Origin of the sequence: Streptomyces composti, from assembly GCF_012034205.1 — a bacterium.
In the GTDB taxonomy this organism is placed as follows: domain Bacteria; phylum Actinomycetota; class Actinomycetes; order Streptomycetales; family Streptomycetaceae; genus Streptomyces; species Streptomyces composti.
On record NZ_JAATEM010000023.1, the window covers coordinates 44,033 to 61,730 of the forward strand.

Sequence of the window (17,698 nt, forward strand, 5' to 3'; positions counted from 1 at the left end):
GAACCCCCGTAGAGGAGACCACCCAGTGAAGGTCGGCTGCATCGGACTCGGCGACATCGCGCAGAAGGCCTATCTCCCGGTCCTCGGATTCCAGCCGGGCGTCGAACTGCACCTGCAGACGCGCACGCCCGAGACCCTCACCCGGGTCGCCGACAGCCTGCACCTGCCGGACGGGCAGCGCCATGCCGGCCTCGACTCCCTGCTCGCGGCAGGCCTCGACGCCGCCTTCGTGCACACGCCGACCGCCGTGCACCCGCAGATCGTGACCAGGCTGCTCGAGGCGGGCGTGCCCACCTACGTGGACAAGCCGCTCGCCTACGAACTCGCCGACTCCGAGCGGCTGGTGCGGCTCGCCGAGGAGCGCGGGGTGAGCCTCGCCGTCGGCTTCAACCGGCGCTACGCCCCCGGCTACACGCAGTGTGCGGACCATCCGCGCGAGCTGATCGTGATGCAGAAGAACCGGGTCGGGCTCCCCGAGGAGCCGCGGACCATGATCCTCGACGACTTCATCCATGTCGTCGACACCCTGCGCTTCCTCGTCCCCGGACCGGTCGACGACATGACCGTGCGGTCCCGCGTCGTGGACGGGCTGCTGCACCACGTGGTGCTCCAGCTCGCCGGGGACGGCTTCACCGCCCTCGGGGTGATGAACCGGCTCAGCGGCTCGTCGGAGGAGATCCTCGAGGTGTCCGGCCAGGACACCAAGCGTCAGGTGGTCAACCTCGCCGAGGTGATCGACCACAAGGGCCAGCCGACCGTGCGGCGCCGCGGCGACTGGGTGCCGGTGGCCCGGCAGCGGGGCATCGAGCAGGCGGTGCTGGCCTTCCTGGACACGGTGCGTGCGGGCAAGCTGCTCAGCGCCCGGGACGCGCTGGCCACCCATGAGCTGTGCGAGCGTGTGGTCCGGGCGGTGCAGGAGCCGTCCGCCTGAGAGGTACCACGGCCGCGGTCACGGCCCAGGACGCCAGGATCAGCAGGGCCACCCGCGGCGGCCAGTCGCCGAGGCGCACATAGGGCGTGGTGCCGTGGGCCAGCGGAACCTCGTACACCTGGGTGGTGCTCGCGTCCGTGCCCAGCCACGGGCCGATGCGCTGCCCGCTCGGCCCGTACACGGCCGAGACACCGGTGAGGGTGGCGTGCACCATGGGGCGGCCGGTCTCCGCGGCCCGCAGCGCGGCCAGCGAGGCGTGCTGCTCGGGCGCCCAGCTCTGCTGGAACGTCGACGTGGAGGACTGCGCGAGCAGCAGGTCGGCGCCGTCCGCGGCGAGGCTGCGGCTCATGTCGGGGAAGGCGGTCTCGAAGCACACCATCGGCCCGAACCGCAGCCCGCCGCCCGACTCCATCACCACCTGCCGGGTGCCCCGCATCCGGTCCTCGCCCGCCGCCTTGCCGACGGAGGTCGCCCAGCCCAGCAGGGAACGGGCCGGGATGTACTCGCCGAACGGGACGAGGCGCATCTTGTCGTAGCGGTCCCCGGTGAGTCCCCGCGGCCCGACGAGCACCGAACTCTTGTAGATGCCGGGCCGGTCGACCCGCCGCGCGTCCACGTTGACCAGGATCTCCGCGCCCGTCTCCCGGGACAGCGCGGCCAGGCGGCGCGCCAGGTCTGGGCGGGCGGCCAGGTCGAAGCCGACGCTGCTCTCGCCCCAGACGATCAGGTCCACGTCCCGGCCGGCCAGCTCACGGGTGAGGCGCTCCTCGCGGGCGAACCGGACCTCGGCGCCCGCCGTGACCACGCCCGGCTGCACCACGGCCACCGACACATGGCCGTCGGTGCCGGGACGGGGCGACCACACCCACGCGGCGGACACGGCGACCGCGACCAGCGCCAGCCCCGCCACCGCCGGCATCCACGCCCCGCGCCGGGCCACCAGCACGGCCACGGCCACGTTCACCGCCACGATCAGGAAGCTCGGCAGCCATATCCCGCCCACCGACGCCAGCCGCAGCGCCGGCTCCACCTGCCACTGGCCGGCACCCAGCACCCCCCACGGGCCGCCGAGCCCCTGCCAGGACCGCACCAGTTCGATCGCCAGCCAGGCCGAGGGAAGCACGAGCATCGCGGCGGCCACCGACCGCCCCGGCGGCACGCCGCCGAGGAGCCGGCGCACCAGCCAGCCCCACGGCGCCCACAGCGCGCCCAGCAGCGCTGCGAGGACGAAGGTGAAGACGTGCAGATTCGGCAGCAGCCAGTGGTGCATCGCCAGCATGAAGCCGAAGCCGCCCCACCAGCCGTCCCGCAGCGCCCGTCGGCCGGTGGGCGCGCCGCGGCCGAGCAGGATCCACGGCACCAGTGCCACATAGGCGAACCACCACAGACCCGGAGCGGGGAACGCCAGGACGGGCAGGGCGCCCGCGAGCGTGGCGGCGACCGCACGCCGCCACGGGGAAGCCAGCCACTGGCCGAGCGTCTTCATAGGCGCCTCTCTACCCCGAGCTGCCTCCAGTGTGCGTCCCGGCGGTGATCCGCGACAGAGCGCCTCGATCAGCGGGGGTGCGCTCAGTCGACCACACCGGCGGCCCGCCGGCCGGGAAGGCTCCGCCACTTCTCCCGCACGACCACCTCGCTCAGCCGCCAGCCGTCCCGGGTGCGCACCATGCCGAACGCGTACCGGCCGCCGCACACGAAGCCGGGCGCGGCCGGGACGCCGTCGCCGCCCGTGCCGGTCCCCATCGGGGTGACGTAGTCGGCCTGCACCTGCGCGGTGTCCCCGGTGTCGTGCTCCCAGATCCCGAACCGCACCCGCCGGTTGACGATCAGATGCTGGCGCAGCGGAAACGCCGCGAGGCTCTCCGCCAGCCAGGCGGCCACCGCACCGGCGTCGCCCTCCACACCGCCGGCCGAGCGGTAGTCCGCCCGCCCGCTCTCGGTGAACAGTCCTCGGTAGGCCGCCCAGTCCCCGTCGTCCACGGCCACCGCGTACTCGGTCACCAGCTCGTCCACGGCCAGCCGGTCCCTCACGGTCGCGAGCTCCACACGCTGCGTCATCGGCACAGTGTTGGCCATCCCGGGCCCGGAGCCAAGAGGGCTGCGTCCCCGGGTTCGAGGGGCACGCCGCCCGCACAGGTCGCTCCGTCACCGTCCGGCGGCGCTGTCGCCGGTCGTCCGGGGTGAGCCGGCACGACCGCCGGCGGCCGGGACGTGAGGAACGGCGGAGGCGGGGTCCACGCCCGAGAAGGCCAGACCGATCACGAATCCGGCCGCCTCCTCCAGCTGGCGGGCGCGGCTCAGCGGTCCCAGGACCGCCGGCACTCCACCGACGTCGCGGACCAGCTCGCCGACGACGCTCAGTGCCGCCGGGTCGTCGCCGCACATGGCCACCGTCACGCGGGGCTTCTCACCGCGCGGGTACGTCCACTGCTCGGCAGGGAAGAGGTGGAACGCCTTCACGACCCGGGCTCCCGGAGCGAGCCGGGCGATCCGGCCTGCCGCCGATTCGCCCTGGCCGGTGAGCAGCGTGCCCGCGCCGTGCGCGACGGCGTTCGTGGGATCGATCAGCGTCACCCCGTCGAGCGTGCCGTCGGGCGCGCCGACCGAATCCAGCATCTCCGCCACGCCGTTCCAGGTCACGGCCAGGAGTACCGCGTCCCGCCCGGTGATCGCCTCGCGGGGCGGGACGGCGAGCACTTCGCGACCCAACCGCCCGGCGAGTTTCTCCGCCCTGCTGCGCGACCGTCCGCCGATCGCCACGTCGTGCCCGGCGCGTACCCAGCCCTCACCCAGGGCCGCCGCCATCGTTCCCGTGCCCAGAATCCCTATGCGCATCTGCCGGTGTCCTCTCCGTAGGGGCAGGTTGCGCAGTCACGGTAGAGAGGGCGACGCGCACCGATCGGTGCGCGACCGCGGCGCGATGATGGGGGGCGAGATGACTCACGACGCCCACTGCTACGAGCTCGTCGCCGACTGCCGTCTGCGAGCCGCCACCGATCTCTTCGCCCACATGTGGGATCCGGTCGTCCTGGCGGCCCTGCGCACCGGACCACGGCGGCGCCGCGAACTGCGCGCGGCGATCGGCGGCATCAGCGACAAGGTGCTCACCGACGCCCTGCGCCGTCTGCTGGCGAACGGACTGATCGAACGACATGCGCGCGCGGACAGGCCGCCACGCGTCGACTACGCCCTGACCGGCCTGGGGCAGAGCCTGGTGGAGGGACCGATGGCGGCGCTCGGGCGATGGGCGGCCGAGCACGGTGAGGACCTTCTCGAGGCCCAGGAGAAGGCGGCGCGCGGGGAGGGGCCCGGCACGGGCGCGTGACAGCGTGCGAAGCTACGTGCCGGGACCCCGGCTCCGGGCGAGCGGCCCCGAAGCGACGAGGTGCCCGGTCATCTGCGAGCCTGAGATGACGTGCCGCGTCGCCTGGAGGAAGTCATGAAGCGTCTTGTCACCGTGGTCACCGGGGGGAGCCGGGGGATCGGGGCCGCCATCTGCAAGCGGCTCGCGGCCGAGGGGCACGACGTGGTCGTCGGGTACGTCCGGGACCCGGACGCGGCACAGAAGGTGGTGGTCGAGGCGCGGGCGGCCGGGGTGCGGGCGGTCGCGGTCCAGGGCGACACCTCGGTCGAGGCGGATGTGGACCGGCTGTTCGACGAGGCCGAGAGCAAGCTGGGGCCGGTGACGGGGCTGGTGAACAACGCCGCGGTGACCGGGCCGCTGGGCCGGCTCGCCGACGTCGACACCGGCACGCTGCGCCGGGTCGTGGACGTCAACCTGGTCGGGGCGCTGCTGTGTGCACGGCGGGCCGCCCAGCTGATGACGCCCAGGGGCGCGGGCGTGATCGTCAACATCTCCTCCGGGGCCGCCACCATCGGCAGCCCGGGTGAGTACGTGCACTACGCGGCGACCAAGGCGGCCGTGGACGCGCTCACGGTGGGGCTGGCCAAGGAGCTGGGGCCGGACGGGATCCGCGTCAACGCGGTCGCGCCGGGCGTCATCGACACCGAGATGCACGCCGCGATGGGCGCACCGGACCGGGCGCGGACGATGGGCGCCACGGTGCCGCTGCGCCGCGCGGGGCGGGCCGACGAGATCGCCGCCGCGGTCGCCTGGCTGCTGTCACCGGAGGCCTCGTACACCACGGGGGCGGTGCTGCGGGTGGCCGGCGGACGATGAGCGCCCGGCCGCGCGGGCGGTCAGGCGACCTCGACGACCCGGTTGCGGATCGCCGCCGCCCACTCGATCACCAGGTGCTCGTACTCCGCCCGCTCCTGCGGGGACAGCGAGCCGCCCGCCCGCAGCCACAGCGCGCGTATCTGCTCGTTGACCTCGGCAGCGGGCCGCACGGAACCAGGGGTCGTTAATTCGGGGGACATGCGGACCAGCCTAGGGCCAGGCACTGACACTGCGCTACCGGACGGTCACCGGCCCGTAAACGTCCGGTCAGTGCGCCGGTTCGCCCGCGTCGGGGCTCAGCGCACCCGTGCCGACCAGCACGAGGATGACGATTCCCAGGGCGATGCGGTACCAGACGAAGGGCATGAAGCTCTTCGTGGCGATGAACTTCATGAACCAGGCGATCACCAGGTACCCGGTGCCGAAGGCGATCACCGTGGCGAACACGGTGGGACCCCAGGAGACATGGCCGTTCCCGGCCGCGTCCTTCAGTTCGAACAGGCCGGAGGCCAGCACCGCCGGGATCGCCAGCAGGAACGAGTAGCGGGCCGCGGCCTCGCGCCGGTAGCCCATGAACAGCCCGCCGCTGATGGTGGCGCCCGAGCGTGAGACGCCGGGGACCAGCGCCATGGCCTGGCAGACGCCGTAGATCAGACCGTCCCTGACGGTCAGGTCGGTCAGCTCCTTGCGCTGCTTGGCCGCGCGGTGCCGGCCCCCGTTCTCGTCCCGCGCCGCCAGCCGGTCGGCGACACCGAGGACGACGCCCATGCCGATCAGCATGGCGGCGGTGAGCCGCAGATCGCGGAACGGGCCCTCGATCTGGTCCTTGAGCGTCACGCCCAGCACGCCGATGGGGATGGAGCCGACGATGACCAGCCAGCCCATTCTCGCGTCGTCGTCCCGCCGCATCTGCTGGTCCGTCAGCGACCGCGTCCAGGCGGACAGGATGCGCCCGATGTCCTTGCGGAAGTAGATCAGCACCGCCGTCTCCGTGCCGATCTGGGTGATCGCGGTGAAGGCGGCGCCGGGGTCCTCCCAGCCCGAGAAGGCGGCGGTCAGCCGCAGATGCGCGCTGGAGGAGATGGGGAGGAACTCGGTCAGCCCCTGGACGAGTCCGAGGATGAGGGATTCAAACCAAGACATGAGGTAGCGGAGTCCAAGTGCCGGTCGTGGAACGGGCGACGGGCACACCGGACTGCCGCTCGCGCGGTGACTGATGATCGGGCGTGCCGGGGGCAGCGTAGCGCCCCGAGGTGAACAACCCCGGTACGGCGGCCCGGGCGGCGTCGTCCGGCGGGTGCCGGCGACGTGAACGGCGGGTGAACGGGGGACCGGGGCGCGCGGATGAAGGGCAGGCCGGGCGGGCGGGCCCGGGCCGGGGCCCCGTGGTTCAGGCCGCCGTCGGGCCGCTCACCGTCCAGCCGGGTGCCTGCGGACGGGGCGTCAGATCCTCGTGGCGCACCGGCTCGCCGCAGGCCCGGCAGGTGACGACCGGGACCAGATCCTCGCCGCAGCTGTGCTCGAGCACCATCGGCCGGTCGCCGTCCGGCCGCAGATGGCGGTTGCCCCAGTCCATCAGCGTCATCAGCACCGGCTCCAGCTCGATACCCGCCGCGGTGGGCCGGTACTCGAAGCGCTGCGGGCGCTCGCTGTAGAGCCGTTTGGTCAGGATCCCGGCCTCCACCAGCCGCTTCAGGCGCGTGGCCAGGATGTCGCGCGGCGCACCGATGTTGCGCGCGAGCTGATCGAACCGCCCGTTGCCGAGGCACACCTCGCGCAGCACGAGCAGGGAGTACTTCTCGCCGACCAGGGCGAGCGCGTCGGCGATCGAGCAGGGGCGCGGTTCCTTGGAGGCGGCCATGGCAGCAAGTCTAGGTGAGGGTTGGATTTTCCAACCCACCCGGTTATGGTGGATCCAGATTTCCTACTCACTGGTAATCGCCGGATCGCCACATGCCGGATCGCCGCGGTCACCGCCCGGACGGCCAAGGAGGCCCGCACCATGCGTGACGCAGTCGTCGTCGAAGCCGTACGCACCCCGATCGGCAAGGGCAAGCCCAACGGCGCCCTCGCCCACGTCCACCCCGTCGAACTCCTCGCCCACACCCTGCGCGCCCTCGTCGAGCGGTCCGGGATCGACCCCGGACTGATCGACGACGTGATCGGCGGCACCGTCGACCAGGTCGGCGAGCAGGCCATGAACACCACCCGCTACGCCGTCCTGTCGGCCGGCTTCCCCGAGTCGGTGCCGGCCACCACCGTGGACCGCCAGTGCGGCTCCTCCCAGCAGGCCGTGCACTTCGCCGCCCAGGGCGTCATCTCGGGGGCGTACGACCTGGTCGTCGCCTGCGGCGTGGAGTCGATGAGCCGGGTCCCGATGTGGTCCAACGTGCCGGCCGGGGCCGACCCCTTCGGCCCCGGTGTCGCCGAGCGCTACCCCGAGGGCCTGGTCCCGCAGGGCATCAGCGCCGAGCTGATCGCCGCCAAGTGGTCCCTCACCCGGGAGCGGATGGACGCCTTCGCCGTCTCCTCGCACCGCAAGGCGACGACGGCCTGGGACACCGGCCTGTTCGACGCCGAGGTCGCACCGCTCGAAGGTCTGACCCGCGACGAGAGCGTCCGTCCGGACACCGGACCGGAGGTCCTGGCCGGTCTCAGGCCCGCCTACCACGACCCGGCGTTCGCCGAGCGCTTCCCGCAGATCGAGTGGAACGTCACCGCGGGCAACGCCAGCCCCGTCAACGACGGCGCCTCCGCCGTGCTGATCACCTCCAGCGAGACCGCCGCCCGCCTCGGCCTGCGCCCGCTGGCCCGGCTGCACAGCTTCGCCGTCACCGGCTCCGACCCGCTGCTGATGCTCACCGGCGTCGTCCCGGCCACCGAGAAGGTCCTGCGCCGCGCCGGCCTGACCATCGACGACATCGACCTGTTCGAGGTCAACGAGGCGTTCGCCAGCGTCGTCCTCGCCTGGCAGCAGGAGACCGGCGCCGATCTCGCCAAGGTCAACGTGCACGGCGGCGCGATCGCGCTCGGCCATCCGCTGGGCGCCAGCGGCACCCGGCTCACCACCACCCTGGTCCACGCGATGCGCGAACGCGGCGCCCGCTACGGCCTGCAGACCATGTGCGAGGCCGGCGGACTGGCCAACGCGATGATCCTCGAGTCGGTGTGACGAGCGGACCCCGGACGGCCGGCCGGTGAGCCCGCACGGCCGACCGGTCCGGGACACCCGTCCTCAGTGACCGCGCAGCCGGTGCCGCTTGCGCCAGGCCACCACGGCACCGGCCATGGCCGGCACGGCGATGCAGGCCAGCGCGATCAGAAAAGCGGGCGAGGTCGGCGCCGAGGCGCGGGCGCCGGCGACGACATAGGCGGCGGTGTTCGGGATCGAGCCGAGCGCCGTCGCCAGCAGAAAGGGCGTCAGGCCCATCCGGGAGACCGAGGCGCAGTAGTTGGCCGCCGCGAAGGGGACGCCCGGAAACAGCCGGGTGGCCAGCATCGACCGGAAGCCGTGCCGGCTGAACTGATGGTCCGCCGCCGTCATCAGCCGCCCGCGCAGCAGCGGGCGCAGCGCGTCCTGGCCGAGCGCCCGCCCCAGACAGAAGGCGATCCCCGCGCCGAGCACGGTGCCCGCCAGCGCCGCACCCAGTCCCAGCTGGGTGCCGAACAGGGCGCCGGCCCCCAGGTTCAGCAGCGGGCGCGGCACGAACGCCACCGTGCAGGCGCCGTAGGCCACTGCGTAGGCCACCACGGCCGCCGCTCCGGACAGATGCGGCGGCCAGCCGTTGGTCAGCAGTCTCTGCGGCTCGAAGACCAGCACCGTCGCCGCGGCGGAGGCCAGCAGCACGACCAGCAGGGCCAGCCGTGACCAGGGCGAGAACAGAGCTCTGCCGCAGCGCGCGGCGAAGGGCGCAGGAGGAGGCGCGGCGAGCGTGCCCTCGGGGACGGCGAGCTGCGCCGCCGTGGTCGCTGTCGTGGCCGCGGCCCGGGGAGAGGCCGTGGCGGTGCCGCCAGAGCGGGTGGTGGCATCGAGCATCCGGTGACACTAACCGACATATGTCTGTGATCGCCGTAGTCTGCGTCTCATGGGTGTCACAGGGAAGCGCACGCCGCGCATTCCGGCCAGCCCGCTCGCGGACACCGTGCTGGAGCGGCTCACCGCCGCCTACGTGCCGGCCGCCGACCCGGAGCGGGCGGTGGCGATGCGGGCCTACATGAAGGACGTCTCACCCTTCCTGGGGCTGAGCTCACCGGTCCGCCGAGCCCTGGACCGGACCGTGGTGCGGGGGCTGCCCCGGCCCGACGAGACCGACTGCACCGCGATCGCCCTGCGCTGCTGGGAGCTGCCCGAGCGGGAGTACCGGTACTTCGCGGTGGACTGGCTGCGCCGCCAGGTGCGCCACTGCTCCTCCGGGTTCCTGCCCGTCGTACGGCATCTGATCACCACCGACCCCTGGTGGGACACCGTCGACCTGCTCGCCGCCCATGTCGTCGGCGCGCTGGTCGCCGCCGACGCCGGGCTCAAGGACGTCATGGACGAGTGGGCGGGTGACGACGACCTGTGGCTCGCTCGCACCGCCCTGCTCCACCAGCTGCGCTACAAGGAGCGCACCGACACCGAACGGCTCTTCGGCTACTGCCTGCGCCAGGCCGGCCACCCCGACTTCTTCATCCGCAAGGCCGTCGGCTGGTGTCTGCGCGAGTACGCCAAGACCGACCCGGACGCGGTGCGCGCCTTCGTCACGGAGCACCGGGACCGGCTCGCGCCGCTGTCGGTGCGGGAGGCACTCAAGAACATCGGCGCCTGAGCGGACCGTCGGGCGCCTGAGACCATCGGGCGTATGAGCGGACCACCGGGCGCCTGAGAAGAACATCGGGGCGCCCGACCGGTCGTCAGCCGCCGTCCGGACGCCCGGACATCACCGCCGGACGCCCATAAATCGTTCGACCGGAGGTCACGCGTCGGCGATGATCGTCGTCATGTTCCGGTACGCCTTCCACCTCGCCGCATCCGCCGCCGCGGATGCCCCGAAGGCTGCCGTTCGCTGCTTCCTCACCGCCGTCGACGGCGCCCGAGGCTGACCCTCCCCGGATCGTTCCGGCGGACCCCGCATGGGGAGGGTCGGCGAGTGACCGGGGTCCGCTTCCCTTTCACCACGTCACGAGGCTTCGAGGTACCGCCATGCCCAAGACGGCGTACGTCCGCACCAAACCGCATCTCAACATCGGCACGATGGGTCATGTCGACCACGGCAAGACGACCCTGACCGCCGCCATCACCAAGGTGCTCGCCGAGCGGGGCGCCGGCACGTTCGTGCCGTTCGACCGCATCGACCGGGCGCCGGAGGAGGCCGCCCGCGGCATCACCATCAACATCGCGCACGTCGAGTACGAGACCGACACCCGGCACTACGCGCACGTCGACATGCCGGGCCACGCCGACTACGTCAAGAACATGGTCACCGGCGCGGCGCAGCTCGACGGGGCGATCCTCGTCGTCTCCGCGATCGACGGGATCATGCCGCAGACCGCCGAACACGTGCTGCTCGCCCGGCAGGTGGGCGTCGACCACATCGTGGTCGCCCTCAACAAGGCCGACGCGGGGGACGAGGAGCTGACCGACCTGGTCGAGCTCGAGGTCCGCGACCTGCTCACCGCGCACGGCTACGGCGGCGACTCGGTGCCCGTGGTACGGGTGTCGGGGCTGAAGGCGCTGGAGGGTCACCCTCGCTGGACGGCCTCGATCGACGCGCTGCTCGACGCGGTGGACACCTATGTGCCCATGCCGGAGCGGTATCTGGACGCGCCGTTCCTGCTGCCGGTCGAGAACGTGCTCACCATCACCGGGCGCGGCACCGTGGTCACCGGAGCGGTGGAGCGCGGGACCGTGCGGGTCGGCGAGCGGGTCGAGGTGCTCGGCGCGTCCCTGGAGACCGTCGTCACCGGACTGGAGACCTTCGGCAAGCCGATGGAGGAGGCGCAGGCCGGGGACAACGTGGCGCTGCTGCTGCGCGGTGTGCCGAGGGACGCCGTGCGGCGCGGGCATGTGGTGGCCGCGCCGGGCAGCGTCGAGCCGCGCCGCCGGTTCACCGCCCAGGTGTATGTGCTGTCCGCCCGTGAGGGCGGCCGCACCACACCCGTCTCCACCGGGTACCGGCCGCAGTTCTACATCCGCACCGCGGACGTGGTCGGCGACATCGACCTCGGTGCGGCGGGTGTCGCCAGGCCGGGGGAGACGGTGACCATGACCGTCGAGCTGGGGCGCAGCGTCCCGCTGGAGCCGGGACTCGGGTTCGCCATCCGTGAGGGCGGGCGGACCGTCGGCGCCGGGACGGTCGGCGCCGTGCTGTGAACAGCGCCCGAGTGAGGGGAGTTCCTCTCATGTCCGGGCGTGCGCGGGGCACATCAGGGCGTGCGCGGGGGACCGCGGACCGGCTGCCGGCCGGTCGTGCGGTTCCCCGCGCCGCCGTGCGCGGCGCGGGCCCGGCACAATTGGCGGGTGAACGAAGCCGTACCTGTCACCCGGGTCACCGACCACGGCACCGCCAAGCTCATGCCCGACGTCGACCGGGAGCGGGCCTGGTTGCTGACCGTGGACGGGGCGCCGCAGTCCTACGTCGACCTGGACGATCCCGCGCACCTGGAGTTCGAGTACGCGCGCCGGCTCGGACATCTGCTGGACGTGGCCGGCGAGCCCGGGCGGGCCCTGGACGTGGTGCACCTCGGCGGCGGGGCGCTCACCCTGCCCCGGTACGTGGCGGTGACCCGGCCCGGCTCGCGGCAGGACGTCGTCGACGCCGACGGTGCCCTGCTGCGGCTGGTCGCCGAGCACCTGCCGCTGCCCGAGGGCGTCCCGATCGCGCTGCACGCGGCGGACGCGCGAGTCTGGCTCCGGGGCGCACCGGACGACAGCGCGGACGTGGTGGTCGGGGACGTCTTCGGCGGCTCGCGCGTGCCCGCGCACCTCACCACCGTCGGGCATGTGCGCGAGGTGGCCCGGGTGCTGCGGGACGACGGCGTCTATCTGGCCAACCTGCCGGACGCTGCGCCCTTCGACTTCCTGCGCTCCCAGCTCGCCACCCTCGCCACCCGGTTCGGGGAGCTGGTGCTGATCGCCGAGCCGGGGATGCTGCGCGGGCGGCGGTTCGGCAACGCGGTGCTGGCCGCCTCGCACCGGCCGCTGGACATCGCCGTGCTGAGCCGGCTCACCGCCGCCGACGCCTTCCCGGCGCGGGTCGAGCACGGTGCCGCGCTCGGCGCGTTCATCGGCGGCGCCCGGCCGGTGCGGGACGGGGACGCGGTGCCCTCACCCGAGCCCCCCGACGGCGCGTTCGGCATCGGCTGAGCCGCCGGCCCGCTCCGCCGGACCCGTCACCCGCACGGTGCGGCGGCGCAGCCGGCGCACATCGGGCACGCACAGCACCGCCGCCGTGGCGAGCACGATCAGCGCGGCGCAGCCCCACAGCGCCTGCGGGCGCCCGAACGCCGTCTCGGCCGGTCCTGCCAGGGCGGTCGCCAGCGGCACGAAGGCCACCGAGCCGAACCAGTCGTAGGCCGAGACGCGGGACAGCTTCTCCTCGGGGATCTCCTGGTGCAGCGCGGTCATCCAGGAGACGCCGAACACCTCCAGGCTGACGCCGGTCGCGAACATCACCGCGCACAGCACCGCCGCGGGCGTCGGAACGGCCAGCGCCGCGGACGGCAGCGCGAGCGGGAACACGCACAGGGTGCCGGTGCGCAGCAGGCGGCGGGGCTTCCAGCGGGTCATCAGCAGTGCCCCGACCACGGTGCCCGCGCCGAAGAACGCCAGCGCCAGCCCCCAGGGGGCGGCGCCGCCCAGATGATCGCGGGCGACCAGGGGTCCGTAGACCGCCTCGGCGGCGCCGACCACCGCGTTGGCGAGGGAGAACTGCACCACGATGCTCCACAGCCAGGGCCGGCCGGTGAACTCCCGCCAGCCCTCCCGGAGATCGGCCAGCAGTCCGCCGCCCGGGGCGCGCTCCGGGACGTGCCGGACGTCGAGCAGGGCGCGCAGGGCGGCGGCCAGGGCGAAGGCGGCCGCGTCCGCCGCCAGCACCCAGCCCGGTCCGACCGCGGCGACCAGGGCTCCGCCGAGGGCGGCACCGCCGAGGGACGCGCCCTGCATCGCCATGCGGAACACGGCGAACGCCCGTCCCGCCTGTTCGCCCTGCACCGAGGACAGCAGCATGCCCTCGGCGGCCGGCCCGAAGAACGCCTGGCCGGTGCCGCCGAGGGCACTGAGCAGCATCATGTGCCACAGCCGTGGCTCGCCCGCCAGCACCAGGGCGGCGAAGGCGGCCTGCGAGCCGCAGTTCAGCACGTTGGCCGCGACCATCACCCGGTGCCGGGGCAGCCGGTCCGCCACCGCCCCGCCGATCAGCAGGAACAGCACCAGCGGCACGGTGCGCGCGGCGGCCACGAGACCGACGTCACCGCCGTCGCCGCCCGCCTCGAGGACGGCGAACGCGGCGGCGATCAGCGCACCGCTGCCGCCGAGGCCGGTGATCACGGCGGAGGCGGTCAGCAGGGTGTAGTTGCGGCCCGCCCAGGCCGGGCGGTTCAGGGGCTTGGCGGTCGGCACCCCGTGACTATCGCCGGAGCCGCGCCGACTTGCCAAACCGGGCCCCGGAGCGGACCGGTCACCGGGCGAGCGCGGCGGCCCGGCACCCGGGTCACGCCGAGCTCCTCGGTCACTCGTCGACCACCCGCCGGTCAGTCGTTGGTCGGGGGCTCCTCGGTCAGGCGCACCGTGCTGAGGATCTTCTGCACGGTCGACTCCGGGATCTCGTCCTTCACGCCCTTGGCCCCGTACAGGTTCCAGGTGACGAAGTCACCGGCGCCGTTCTTGAAGGCGAAGGTGATCGCCTTGCCCTCGCTGTCGCACTTGCCCTTCTGCGGAGTGCCCTCCGAGTGGGCGGTCGCGACATGGCCCTTGATGCCCGACTTGGTGGTGTAGGGCTTGGGCTTGTCGAACTTGACGCTCTTCTTGTCGGGCTGGGTGTATCCGCCGTAGATCCACCACGGGACGCGGGTCTCGGCCGCCTGCTTGGTGTCCTTGGCGCCGTTCTCACCGCGGGTGCCGGCGGTGACGAGGGCGGTGTCCTCCTCGCGGCCGTCCTTGTCGCTGTCGGTGGTGCACCACTTGGACTTCAGGTAGGCGGGGGCGGTGACGGTGGTGCGCTCCCACTCGCCGTCCTTGCCCTTCCACTCGAAGCCCACGCTGGTGCCGGGGTTCTCGATCTCCCAGTCGGCGGGTACGTCGAACTTGGTGCCGAAGCGGGTGTTCACGACGACCTGCCAGCCCGGGATGGTCGCCTTCTCCTCCTCGCCGCCCCGCGGATTGTCGTTCGAGGGGGAGGTGCTCGGCTCGGCCGAGGTGTCCTTGGACGCGGTGGCGGACGGCTTCCCGTCCTTCTTGGTCGCCGTGTCGTCCTTGTCACCGCCGAGCACCAGGAAACCGGTCACACCCGCGGTGAGGACCACGGCGGCCGCAGCGATGATCGCCACCAGCTTGGTCCGGTTGCCGTTGCCGCCCTGCGGCGGCTGCGGCGCACCCGGCTGACCTTGGGCCCCCCACTGCGGCTGCTGGCCGGAGTAGGGGTTCGGCTGCTGATATCCGGGCTGCTGGTACGGATTCGGCTGCTGATACCCCGGCTGCTGGTACGGGTTGTTCTGCGGGTTCTGCTCGCCCCCGGGCGGTTGCTGTCCTGGCCACATGGGCAGCAACCCTAGCCGGGCCAGGGACACGATTGGGTCACCACCCTTTGACAGGGGCGTAGCAAGACGGTCCCGCCCCGGTCACCGCGCGGCTCCCGCACCGTGCCGCCACCCGCCGTGCCCTGGTCAGTCACGGCTACTCGTGGGTAACCTTCGCGCATGACCGCAGAGCAGATGTCCATCGGCGAGATGCTCGCCGCCACGGTGCCCATGGCCCGGACCCTGAACCTCCAGTTCCTGGAGACCACCCCGGAGCGCGCCGTCGTCTCGCTGCCGGACCAGCCCGACTACCACAACCACGTGGGCGGGCCGCACGCCGGCGCGATGTTCACCCTCGGCGAGTCGGCGAGCGGCGCCATCGTGCTCGCCGCGTTCGGCGACCAGCTCTCGCGCGCCGTGCCGCTGGCGGTCAGCGCGGAGATCTCCTACAAGAAGCTCGCCATGGGCCCGGTCACCGCCACCGCCACCCTCGGCCGCCCGGCCGCCGAGGTCGTCGCGGACCTCGACGAGGGCCGCCGCCCCGAGTTCCCGGTCACCATCGAGATCCGCCGCGAGGACGGCGCCGTCACCGGCGAGATGACGGTCACCTGGACCCTGCGCCCGAACGGCTGAGCAGCCCGGGGCACTACGGACGCCCCGGATCCGGGGGGCCGTGGCCGACGCCCGGCCCGCCGCCCCGCACGGACGCCCGCCTCGACGGCGGCGCGCCCCGGAGCCCGACCACGGACCGCACCCAGGACGGCGTCAGGCCGAGCTGCTTCGCAAGCTCCTCCACCGGCACGCCCCGCCCGTGCGCCCGCCGCAGCGCCGCATTGCGCTGCCGCAGCAGGCGCCTGGTGGCCTCCTTGCTCGTCACCGACCGGTGCAGCACCACCGCCAGGCGCAGGAGCAGCCGGCCCAGGGCGTCGTCCCGCCTTCCGCGCACTCATGCCCCCCATCAGCGCAGCCTCGTCCGATGCGACCACGGTCGGCGGTGCACGGCAGAGCGGCAAGGGCGCAGCACCGGCGCACAGAAGGCCCGCCCGGTTCCCTCACGGTCCCGGGCGGGGCGGCTGCGCCCGGCCGCCGCGGCCGGGCGCAGCCGCCGGTCCGGGCGGCCCGCTCGGCGAGGTGGACGTCAGACCGTGCTGCCCGCTCCGTACGGGGCGTAGAGATCGAGGAGGCGGACACGGGCGGCGTGGAGGCGGTGGGCCACGACGTTGCCGACCCATTCGGCGACGGCCTGACCGAAGACCGGGTCGGCGTGGCGGAGGGCGTTGACGGGAGCGGCGTCGAACTCGTACGCCCGCACCAGGGTCTCCGCCTCGGCGCCCAGATGCCAGATGCGCGGCTCGAACATCCAGGACCAGCCGACGAGTTCGTTGTGCCCGAGGCGTTCGATCACCGCGGGGCGGCGGCCGGGCACCCGCATGTCGAGGGCGACGGTGCCGGTCCTGACGACCCAGAACCGGTCGGCGCGCCCGCCCTCCTCGAACAGCCGGGCCCCTTGCGGGAACGACACCTCGCGGGCGAGCTCCATCAGGCGTGCCCGGTGTTCGGCGGGCAGTGCGCGGATCGCGCTGGGGGACGGGGGAGCGAACATGGCGGGCCTCCCTGAACCGAGGCTTTGCGGGTGAGCGGTCTGCCCTTGGCACCGTCCAGCCTCCCGCGCGCCCGGTCGCACCAGGAGGGGCCGAACGGCCCTGCGGGCCCGGCACACGGCCCTGACGCGCCCCCCGGGGGGCGGGGTCCTTCGGCACCGGGACGGGCCCTCGCGGCCCCTGTGCGCCCGGGCCGGGGCGCACCAGGCTGAAGGTGACCGCTTCGACCTCAGGAGGTCACCATGTCCCGCCCCCTCATCGCCGGCCTGGACGGCTCGCCCGAGAGCAGGGCCGCGGCCGAATGGGCGGCCCGCGAAGCGGCCCTGCGTGCCGCACCGCTCCGGTTGCTGCATGTCCACCCGACCGTCGTCGGCTCGCTGCTCGGCGGGGAGACCGAGCCGTCCTGGAGCGAGTCCGTCGCCGCCTCGGAGGACTCGGCAGGATCCTGGCCCCGGATGCTGCGGGAGGCCGCCGAAGGGCTGCGGCTGCGCCACCCCGGGGTGGAGATCGAGACCGAGCAGCGCATCGGCTCGCCCTACGACGTGCTGATCCGTGCCTCGGACGAGGCCGAGATGCTGGTGCTCGGCTCCCGCGGCATGGGCGGCGTCGGCGGGTTCCTGGTCGGCTCCGTGGGGCTGGTCGTCGTGGCGCACGTCCGGCGGCCGGTGGTCCTGGTGCGGGCCGGGGAGCAGGCCGCCGACGAGCACCGTCCCGACCCGGCCGGGATCCCCTCCGCCGCCACTCCCTACCTGCCCGTGCTGCTCGGCCTCGACGTCGACGACCCCTCCGACGAGCTGCTCGCGTTCGCGTTCGCGGAGGCGGAGCGGCGGGAGACCGGCCTGCGGATCGTGCACGGCTGGAACCTGCCGCCGTACTACGTCTACGGAGTGCCCGCCGACCCCGAGCGCTACCAGGAGATCGCCTCCGCCCAGGCGGCGCTGCTCGCCGGGCTGGTGCGCCCCTGGCGGGAGAAGTTCCCGGACGTCGAGGTGACCGAGGAGTCCTTCGGCGGCACCCCCTCCGTCCGTCTGGTCGAGGCCTCCGCCACCTCCTCGCTGGTGATCGTCGGACGCCGGATGCGCCGGCACGCCATCGGCACCCGCATCGGCTCCGTCACCCACGCCGTGCTGCACCACGCCACCGCCCCGGTCGCGGTGATCCCTTACCACTGAGACCCCACAGCGCACGGACATCCCGTGCGGCGCGCACATTGCGCCACATGCCGCCGTACGCACGCGAGGGGCATCACACCGGCACAGACTGGTACTC

General features: G+C 73.4%; 20 protein-coding genes. 9 read left to right on the forward strand and 11 right to left on the reverse strand.

Annotation, left to right across the window (positions count from 1 at the left end):
* The first annotated feature begins 25 nt into the window (after nt 1-25).
* Entirely contained in the window at nt 26-931 is a 906-nt protein-coding gene (locus tag HCJ93_RS19490) for a Gfo/Idh/MocA family protein (RefSeq protein WP_167997017.1), read from the forward strand.
* Here the strand turns inward: HCJ93_RS19490 and lnt are convergent.
* From lnt to HCJ93_RS19505, 3 genes are all read right to left on the reverse strand, one after another.
* Nucleotides 855-2,417, reverse strand: a complete 1,563-nt coding sequence (gene lnt, locus HCJ93_RS19495; RefSeq protein ID WP_167997018.1) for an apolipoprotein N-acyltransferase — start codon at nt 2,415-2,417, stop codon at nt 855-857. The two genes, HCJ93_RS19490 and lnt, sit on opposite strands and share 77 nt — an antisense overlap.
* An 83-nt stretch (nt 2,418-2,500) precedes the next feature.
* Nucleotides 2,501-2,989 (reverse strand): nuclear transport factor 2 family protein, encoded by a 489-nt coding sequence (locus tag HCJ93_RS19500; protein WP_167997019.1) that lies wholly within the window; start codon nt 2,987-2,989, stop codon nt 2,501-2,503.
* A gap of 87 nt (nt 2,990-3,076) precedes the next feature.
* Nucleotides 3,077-3,766, reverse strand: a complete 690-nt coding sequence (locus tag HCJ93_RS19505) for an NADPH-dependent F420 reductase (protein WP_167997020.1) — start codon at nt 3,764-3,766, stop codon at nt 3,077-3,079.
* A gap of 100 nt (nt 3,767-3,866) precedes the next feature.
* On the opposite strand from HCJ93_RS19505, the gene HCJ93_RS19510 reads away from it, so the two are divergent.
* A complete protein-coding gene (locus HCJ93_RS19510; RefSeq protein ID WP_206317655.1) occupies nt 3,867-4,256 on the forward strand; it encodes a winged helix-turn-helix transcriptional regulator in 390 nt (129 codons plus the stop codon).
* Between the two features lie 114 nt (nt 4,257-4,370).
* Nucleotides 4,371-5,111, forward strand: coding sequence for an SDR family NAD(P)-dependent oxidoreductase (locus HCJ93_RS19515; RefSeq protein WP_167997022.1), 741 nt, complete (start codon nt 4,371-4,373; stop codon nt 5,109-5,111).
* Nucleotides 5,112-5,131: 20 nt separating this feature from the next.
* Here HCJ93_RS19515 and HCJ93_RS19520 read toward each other — a convergent pair whose 3' ends face one another.
* From HCJ93_RS19520 to HCJ93_RS19530, 3 genes are all read right to left on the reverse strand, one after another.
* Nucleotides 5,132-5,311 carry a hypothetical protein gene (locus tag HCJ93_RS19520; RefSeq protein ID WP_167997023.1) on the reverse strand — a complete coding sequence of 60 codons (180 nt, stop codon included), beginning with the start codon at nt 5,309-5,311 and terminating at the stop codon, nt 5,132-5,134.
* Between the two features lie 67 nt (nt 5,312-5,378).
* On the reverse strand, nt 5,379-6,254 hold the full coding sequence (locus HCJ93_RS19525) for an undecaprenyl-diphosphate phosphatase (protein WP_167997024.1): 876 nt from the start codon (nt 6,252-6,254) through the stop codon (nt 5,379-5,381).
* Nucleotides 6,255-6,501: 247 nt separating this feature from the next.
* The gene (locus tag HCJ93_RS19530; RefSeq protein WP_167997025.1) at nt 6,502-6,972 is read right to left on the reverse strand and encodes a winged helix-turn-helix transcriptional regulator; all 471 of its coding nucleotides are present in this window, start codon (nt 6,970-6,972) and stop codon (nt 6,502-6,504) included.
* 141 nt (nt 6,973-7,113) lie between these two features.
* On the opposite strand from HCJ93_RS19530, the gene HCJ93_RS19535 reads away from it, so the two are divergent.
* Entirely contained in the window at nt 7,114-8,283 is a 1,170-nt protein-coding gene (locus HCJ93_RS19535) for a thiolase family protein (protein ID WP_167997026.1), read from the forward strand.
* A 63-nt stretch (nt 8,284-8,346) separates the two neighbouring features.
* Here the strand turns inward: HCJ93_RS19535 and HCJ93_RS19540 are convergent, their stop codons facing one another.
* A complete protein-coding gene (locus HCJ93_RS19540; protein ID WP_167997027.1) occupies nt 8,347-9,147 on the reverse strand; it encodes a TVP38/TMEM64 family protein in 801 nt (266 codons plus the stop codon).
* Between the two features lie 49 nt (nt 9,148-9,196).
* Between HCJ93_RS19540 and HCJ93_RS19545 the strand changes: the two genes are divergently transcribed.
* The 3 genes from HCJ93_RS19545 (at nt 9,197) to HCJ93_RS19555 (ending at nt 12,456) form a co-directional block, all read left to right on the forward strand.
* Entirely contained in the window at nt 9,197-9,919 is a 723-nt protein-coding gene (locus tag HCJ93_RS19545; RefSeq protein ID WP_167997028.1) for a DNA alkylation repair protein, read from the forward strand.
* A 374-nt stretch (nt 9,920-10,293) separates the two neighbouring features.
* Nucleotides 10,294-11,463, forward strand: a complete 1,170-nt coding sequence (gene tuf / locus HCJ93_RS19550) for an elongation factor Tu (protein ID WP_167997029.1) — start codon at nt 10,294-10,296, stop codon at nt 11,461-11,463.
* 147 nt (nt 11,464-11,610) lie between these two features.
* Nucleotides 11,611-12,456: a spermidine synthase gene (locus tag HCJ93_RS19555; RefSeq protein WP_167997030.1), complete on the forward strand. Its 846-nt coding sequence runs from the start codon at nt 11,611-11,613 to the stop codon at nt 12,454-12,456.
* Here the strand turns inward: HCJ93_RS19555 and HCJ93_RS19560 are convergent.
* Complete coding sequence (locus tag HCJ93_RS19560) at nt 12,418-13,713, reverse strand: MFS transporter (RefSeq protein ID WP_167997031.1); 1,296 nt, start codon at nt 13,711-13,713, stop codon at nt 12,418-12,420. The two genes, HCJ93_RS19555 and HCJ93_RS19560, sit on opposite strands and share 39 nt — an antisense overlap.
* Before the next feature lie 131 nt (nt 13,714-13,844).
* Complete coding sequence (locus tag HCJ93_RS19565; RefSeq protein ID WP_167997032.1) at nt 13,845-14,849, reverse strand: DUF8017 domain-containing protein; 1,005 nt, start codon at nt 14,847-14,849, stop codon at nt 13,845-13,847.
* A gap of 174 nt (nt 14,850-15,023) precedes the next feature.
* Here HCJ93_RS19565 and HCJ93_RS19570 point away from each other — a divergent pair, with 174 nt between their 5' ends.
* A complete protein-coding gene (locus tag HCJ93_RS19570) occupies nt 15,024-15,461 on the forward strand; it encodes a DUF4442 domain-containing protein (RefSeq protein ID WP_167997099.1) in 438 nt (145 codons plus the stop codon).
* A gap of 13 nt (nt 15,462-15,474) precedes the next feature.
* Here HCJ93_RS19570 and HCJ93_RS29580 read toward each other — a convergent pair whose 3' ends face one another.
* Nucleotides 15,475-15,774 (reverse strand): hypothetical protein, encoded by a 300-nt coding sequence (locus tag HCJ93_RS29580; RefSeq protein ID WP_240967710.1) that lies wholly within the window; start codon nt 15,772-15,774, stop codon nt 15,475-15,477.
* Between the two features lie 192 nt (nt 15,775-15,966).
* A complete protein-coding gene (locus HCJ93_RS19580) occupies nt 15,967-16,431 on the reverse strand; it encodes a cyclic nucleotide-binding domain-containing protein (RefSeq protein WP_167997033.1) in 465 nt (154 codons plus the stop codon).
* A gap of 240 nt (nt 16,432-16,671) precedes the next feature.
* Here HCJ93_RS19580 and HCJ93_RS19585 point away from each other — a divergent pair, with 240 nt between their 5' ends.
* Nucleotides 16,672-17,601: a universal stress protein gene (locus tag HCJ93_RS19585; RefSeq protein ID WP_167997034.1), complete on the forward strand. Its 930-nt coding sequence runs from the start codon at nt 16,672-16,674 to the stop codon at nt 17,599-17,601.
* Nucleotides 17,602-17,698: the final 97 nt, after the last annotated feature.

What these genes read in the sequence shown, in the direction of transcription:
- HCJ93_RS19545 (WP_167997028.1), top strand. Translation starts at nt 9,197, where the DNA reads ATGGGTGTCACAGGGAAGCGCACGCCGCGCATTCCGGCCAGCCCGCTC.
- HCJ93_RS19570 (WP_167997099.1), top strand. Translation starts at nt 15,024, where the DNA reads ATGTCCATCGGCGAGATGCTCGCCGCCACGGTGCCCATGGCCCGGACC.
- HCJ93_RS19540 (WP_167997027.1), bottom strand. Translation starts at nt 9,147, where the DNA reads ATGCTCGATGCCACCACCCGCTCTGGCGGCACCGCCACGGCCTCTCCC.
- HCJ93_RS19585 (WP_167997034.1), top strand. Translation starts at nt 16,672, where the DNA reads ATGTCCCGCCCCCTCATCGCCGGCCTGGACGGCTCGCCCGAGAGCAGG.
- HCJ93_RS19515 (WP_167997022.1), top strand. Translation starts at nt 4,371, where the DNA reads ATGAAGCGTCTTGTCACCGTGGTCACCGGGGGGAGCCGGGGGATCGGG.
- HCJ93_RS19520 (WP_167997023.1), bottom strand. Translation starts at nt 5,311, where the DNA reads ATGTCCCCCGAATTAACGACCCCTGGTTCCGTGCGGCCCGCTGCCGAG.
- HCJ93_RS19580 (WP_167997033.1), bottom strand. Translation starts at nt 16,431, where the DNA reads ATGTTCGCTCCCCCGTCCCCCAGCGCGATCCGCGCACTGCCCGCCGAA.
- HCJ93_RS19510 (WP_206317655.1), top strand. Translation starts at nt 3,867, where the DNA reads ATGACTCACGACGCCCACTGCTACGAGCTCGTCGCCGACTGCCGTCTG.
- HCJ93_RS19500 (WP_167997019.1), bottom strand. Translation starts at nt 2,989, where the DNA reads ATGACGCAGCGTGTGGAGCTCGCGACCGTGAGGGACCGGCTGGCCGTG.
- HCJ93_RS19530 (WP_167997025.1), bottom strand. Translation starts at nt 6,972, where the DNA reads ATGGCCGCCTCCAAGGAACCGCGCCCCTGCTCGATCGCCGACGCGCTC.
- HCJ93_RS19505 (WP_167997020.1), bottom strand. Translation starts at nt 3,766, where the DNA reads ATGCGCATAGGGATTCTGGGCACGGGAACGATGGCGGCGGCCCTGGGT.
- HCJ93_RS19525 (WP_167997024.1), bottom strand. Translation starts at nt 6,254, where the DNA reads ATGTCTTGGTTTGAATCCCTCATCCTCGGACTCGTCCAGGGGCTGACC.
- HCJ93_RS19565 (WP_167997032.1), bottom strand. Translation starts at nt 14,849, where the DNA reads ATGTGGCCAGGACAGCAACCGCCCGGGGGCGAGCAGAACCCGCAGAAC.
- HCJ93_RS19535 (WP_167997026.1), top strand. Translation starts at nt 7,114, where the DNA reads ATGCGTGACGCAGTCGTCGTCGAAGCCGTACGCACCCCGATCGGCAAG.
- lnt (WP_167997018.1), bottom strand. Translation starts at nt 2,417, where the DNA reads ATGAAGACGCTCGGCCAGTGGCTGGCTTCCCCGTGGCGGCGTGCGGTC.
- tuf (WP_167997029.1), top strand. Translation starts at nt 10,294, where the DNA reads ATGCCCAAGACGGCGTACGTCCGCACCAAACCGCATCTCAACATCGGC.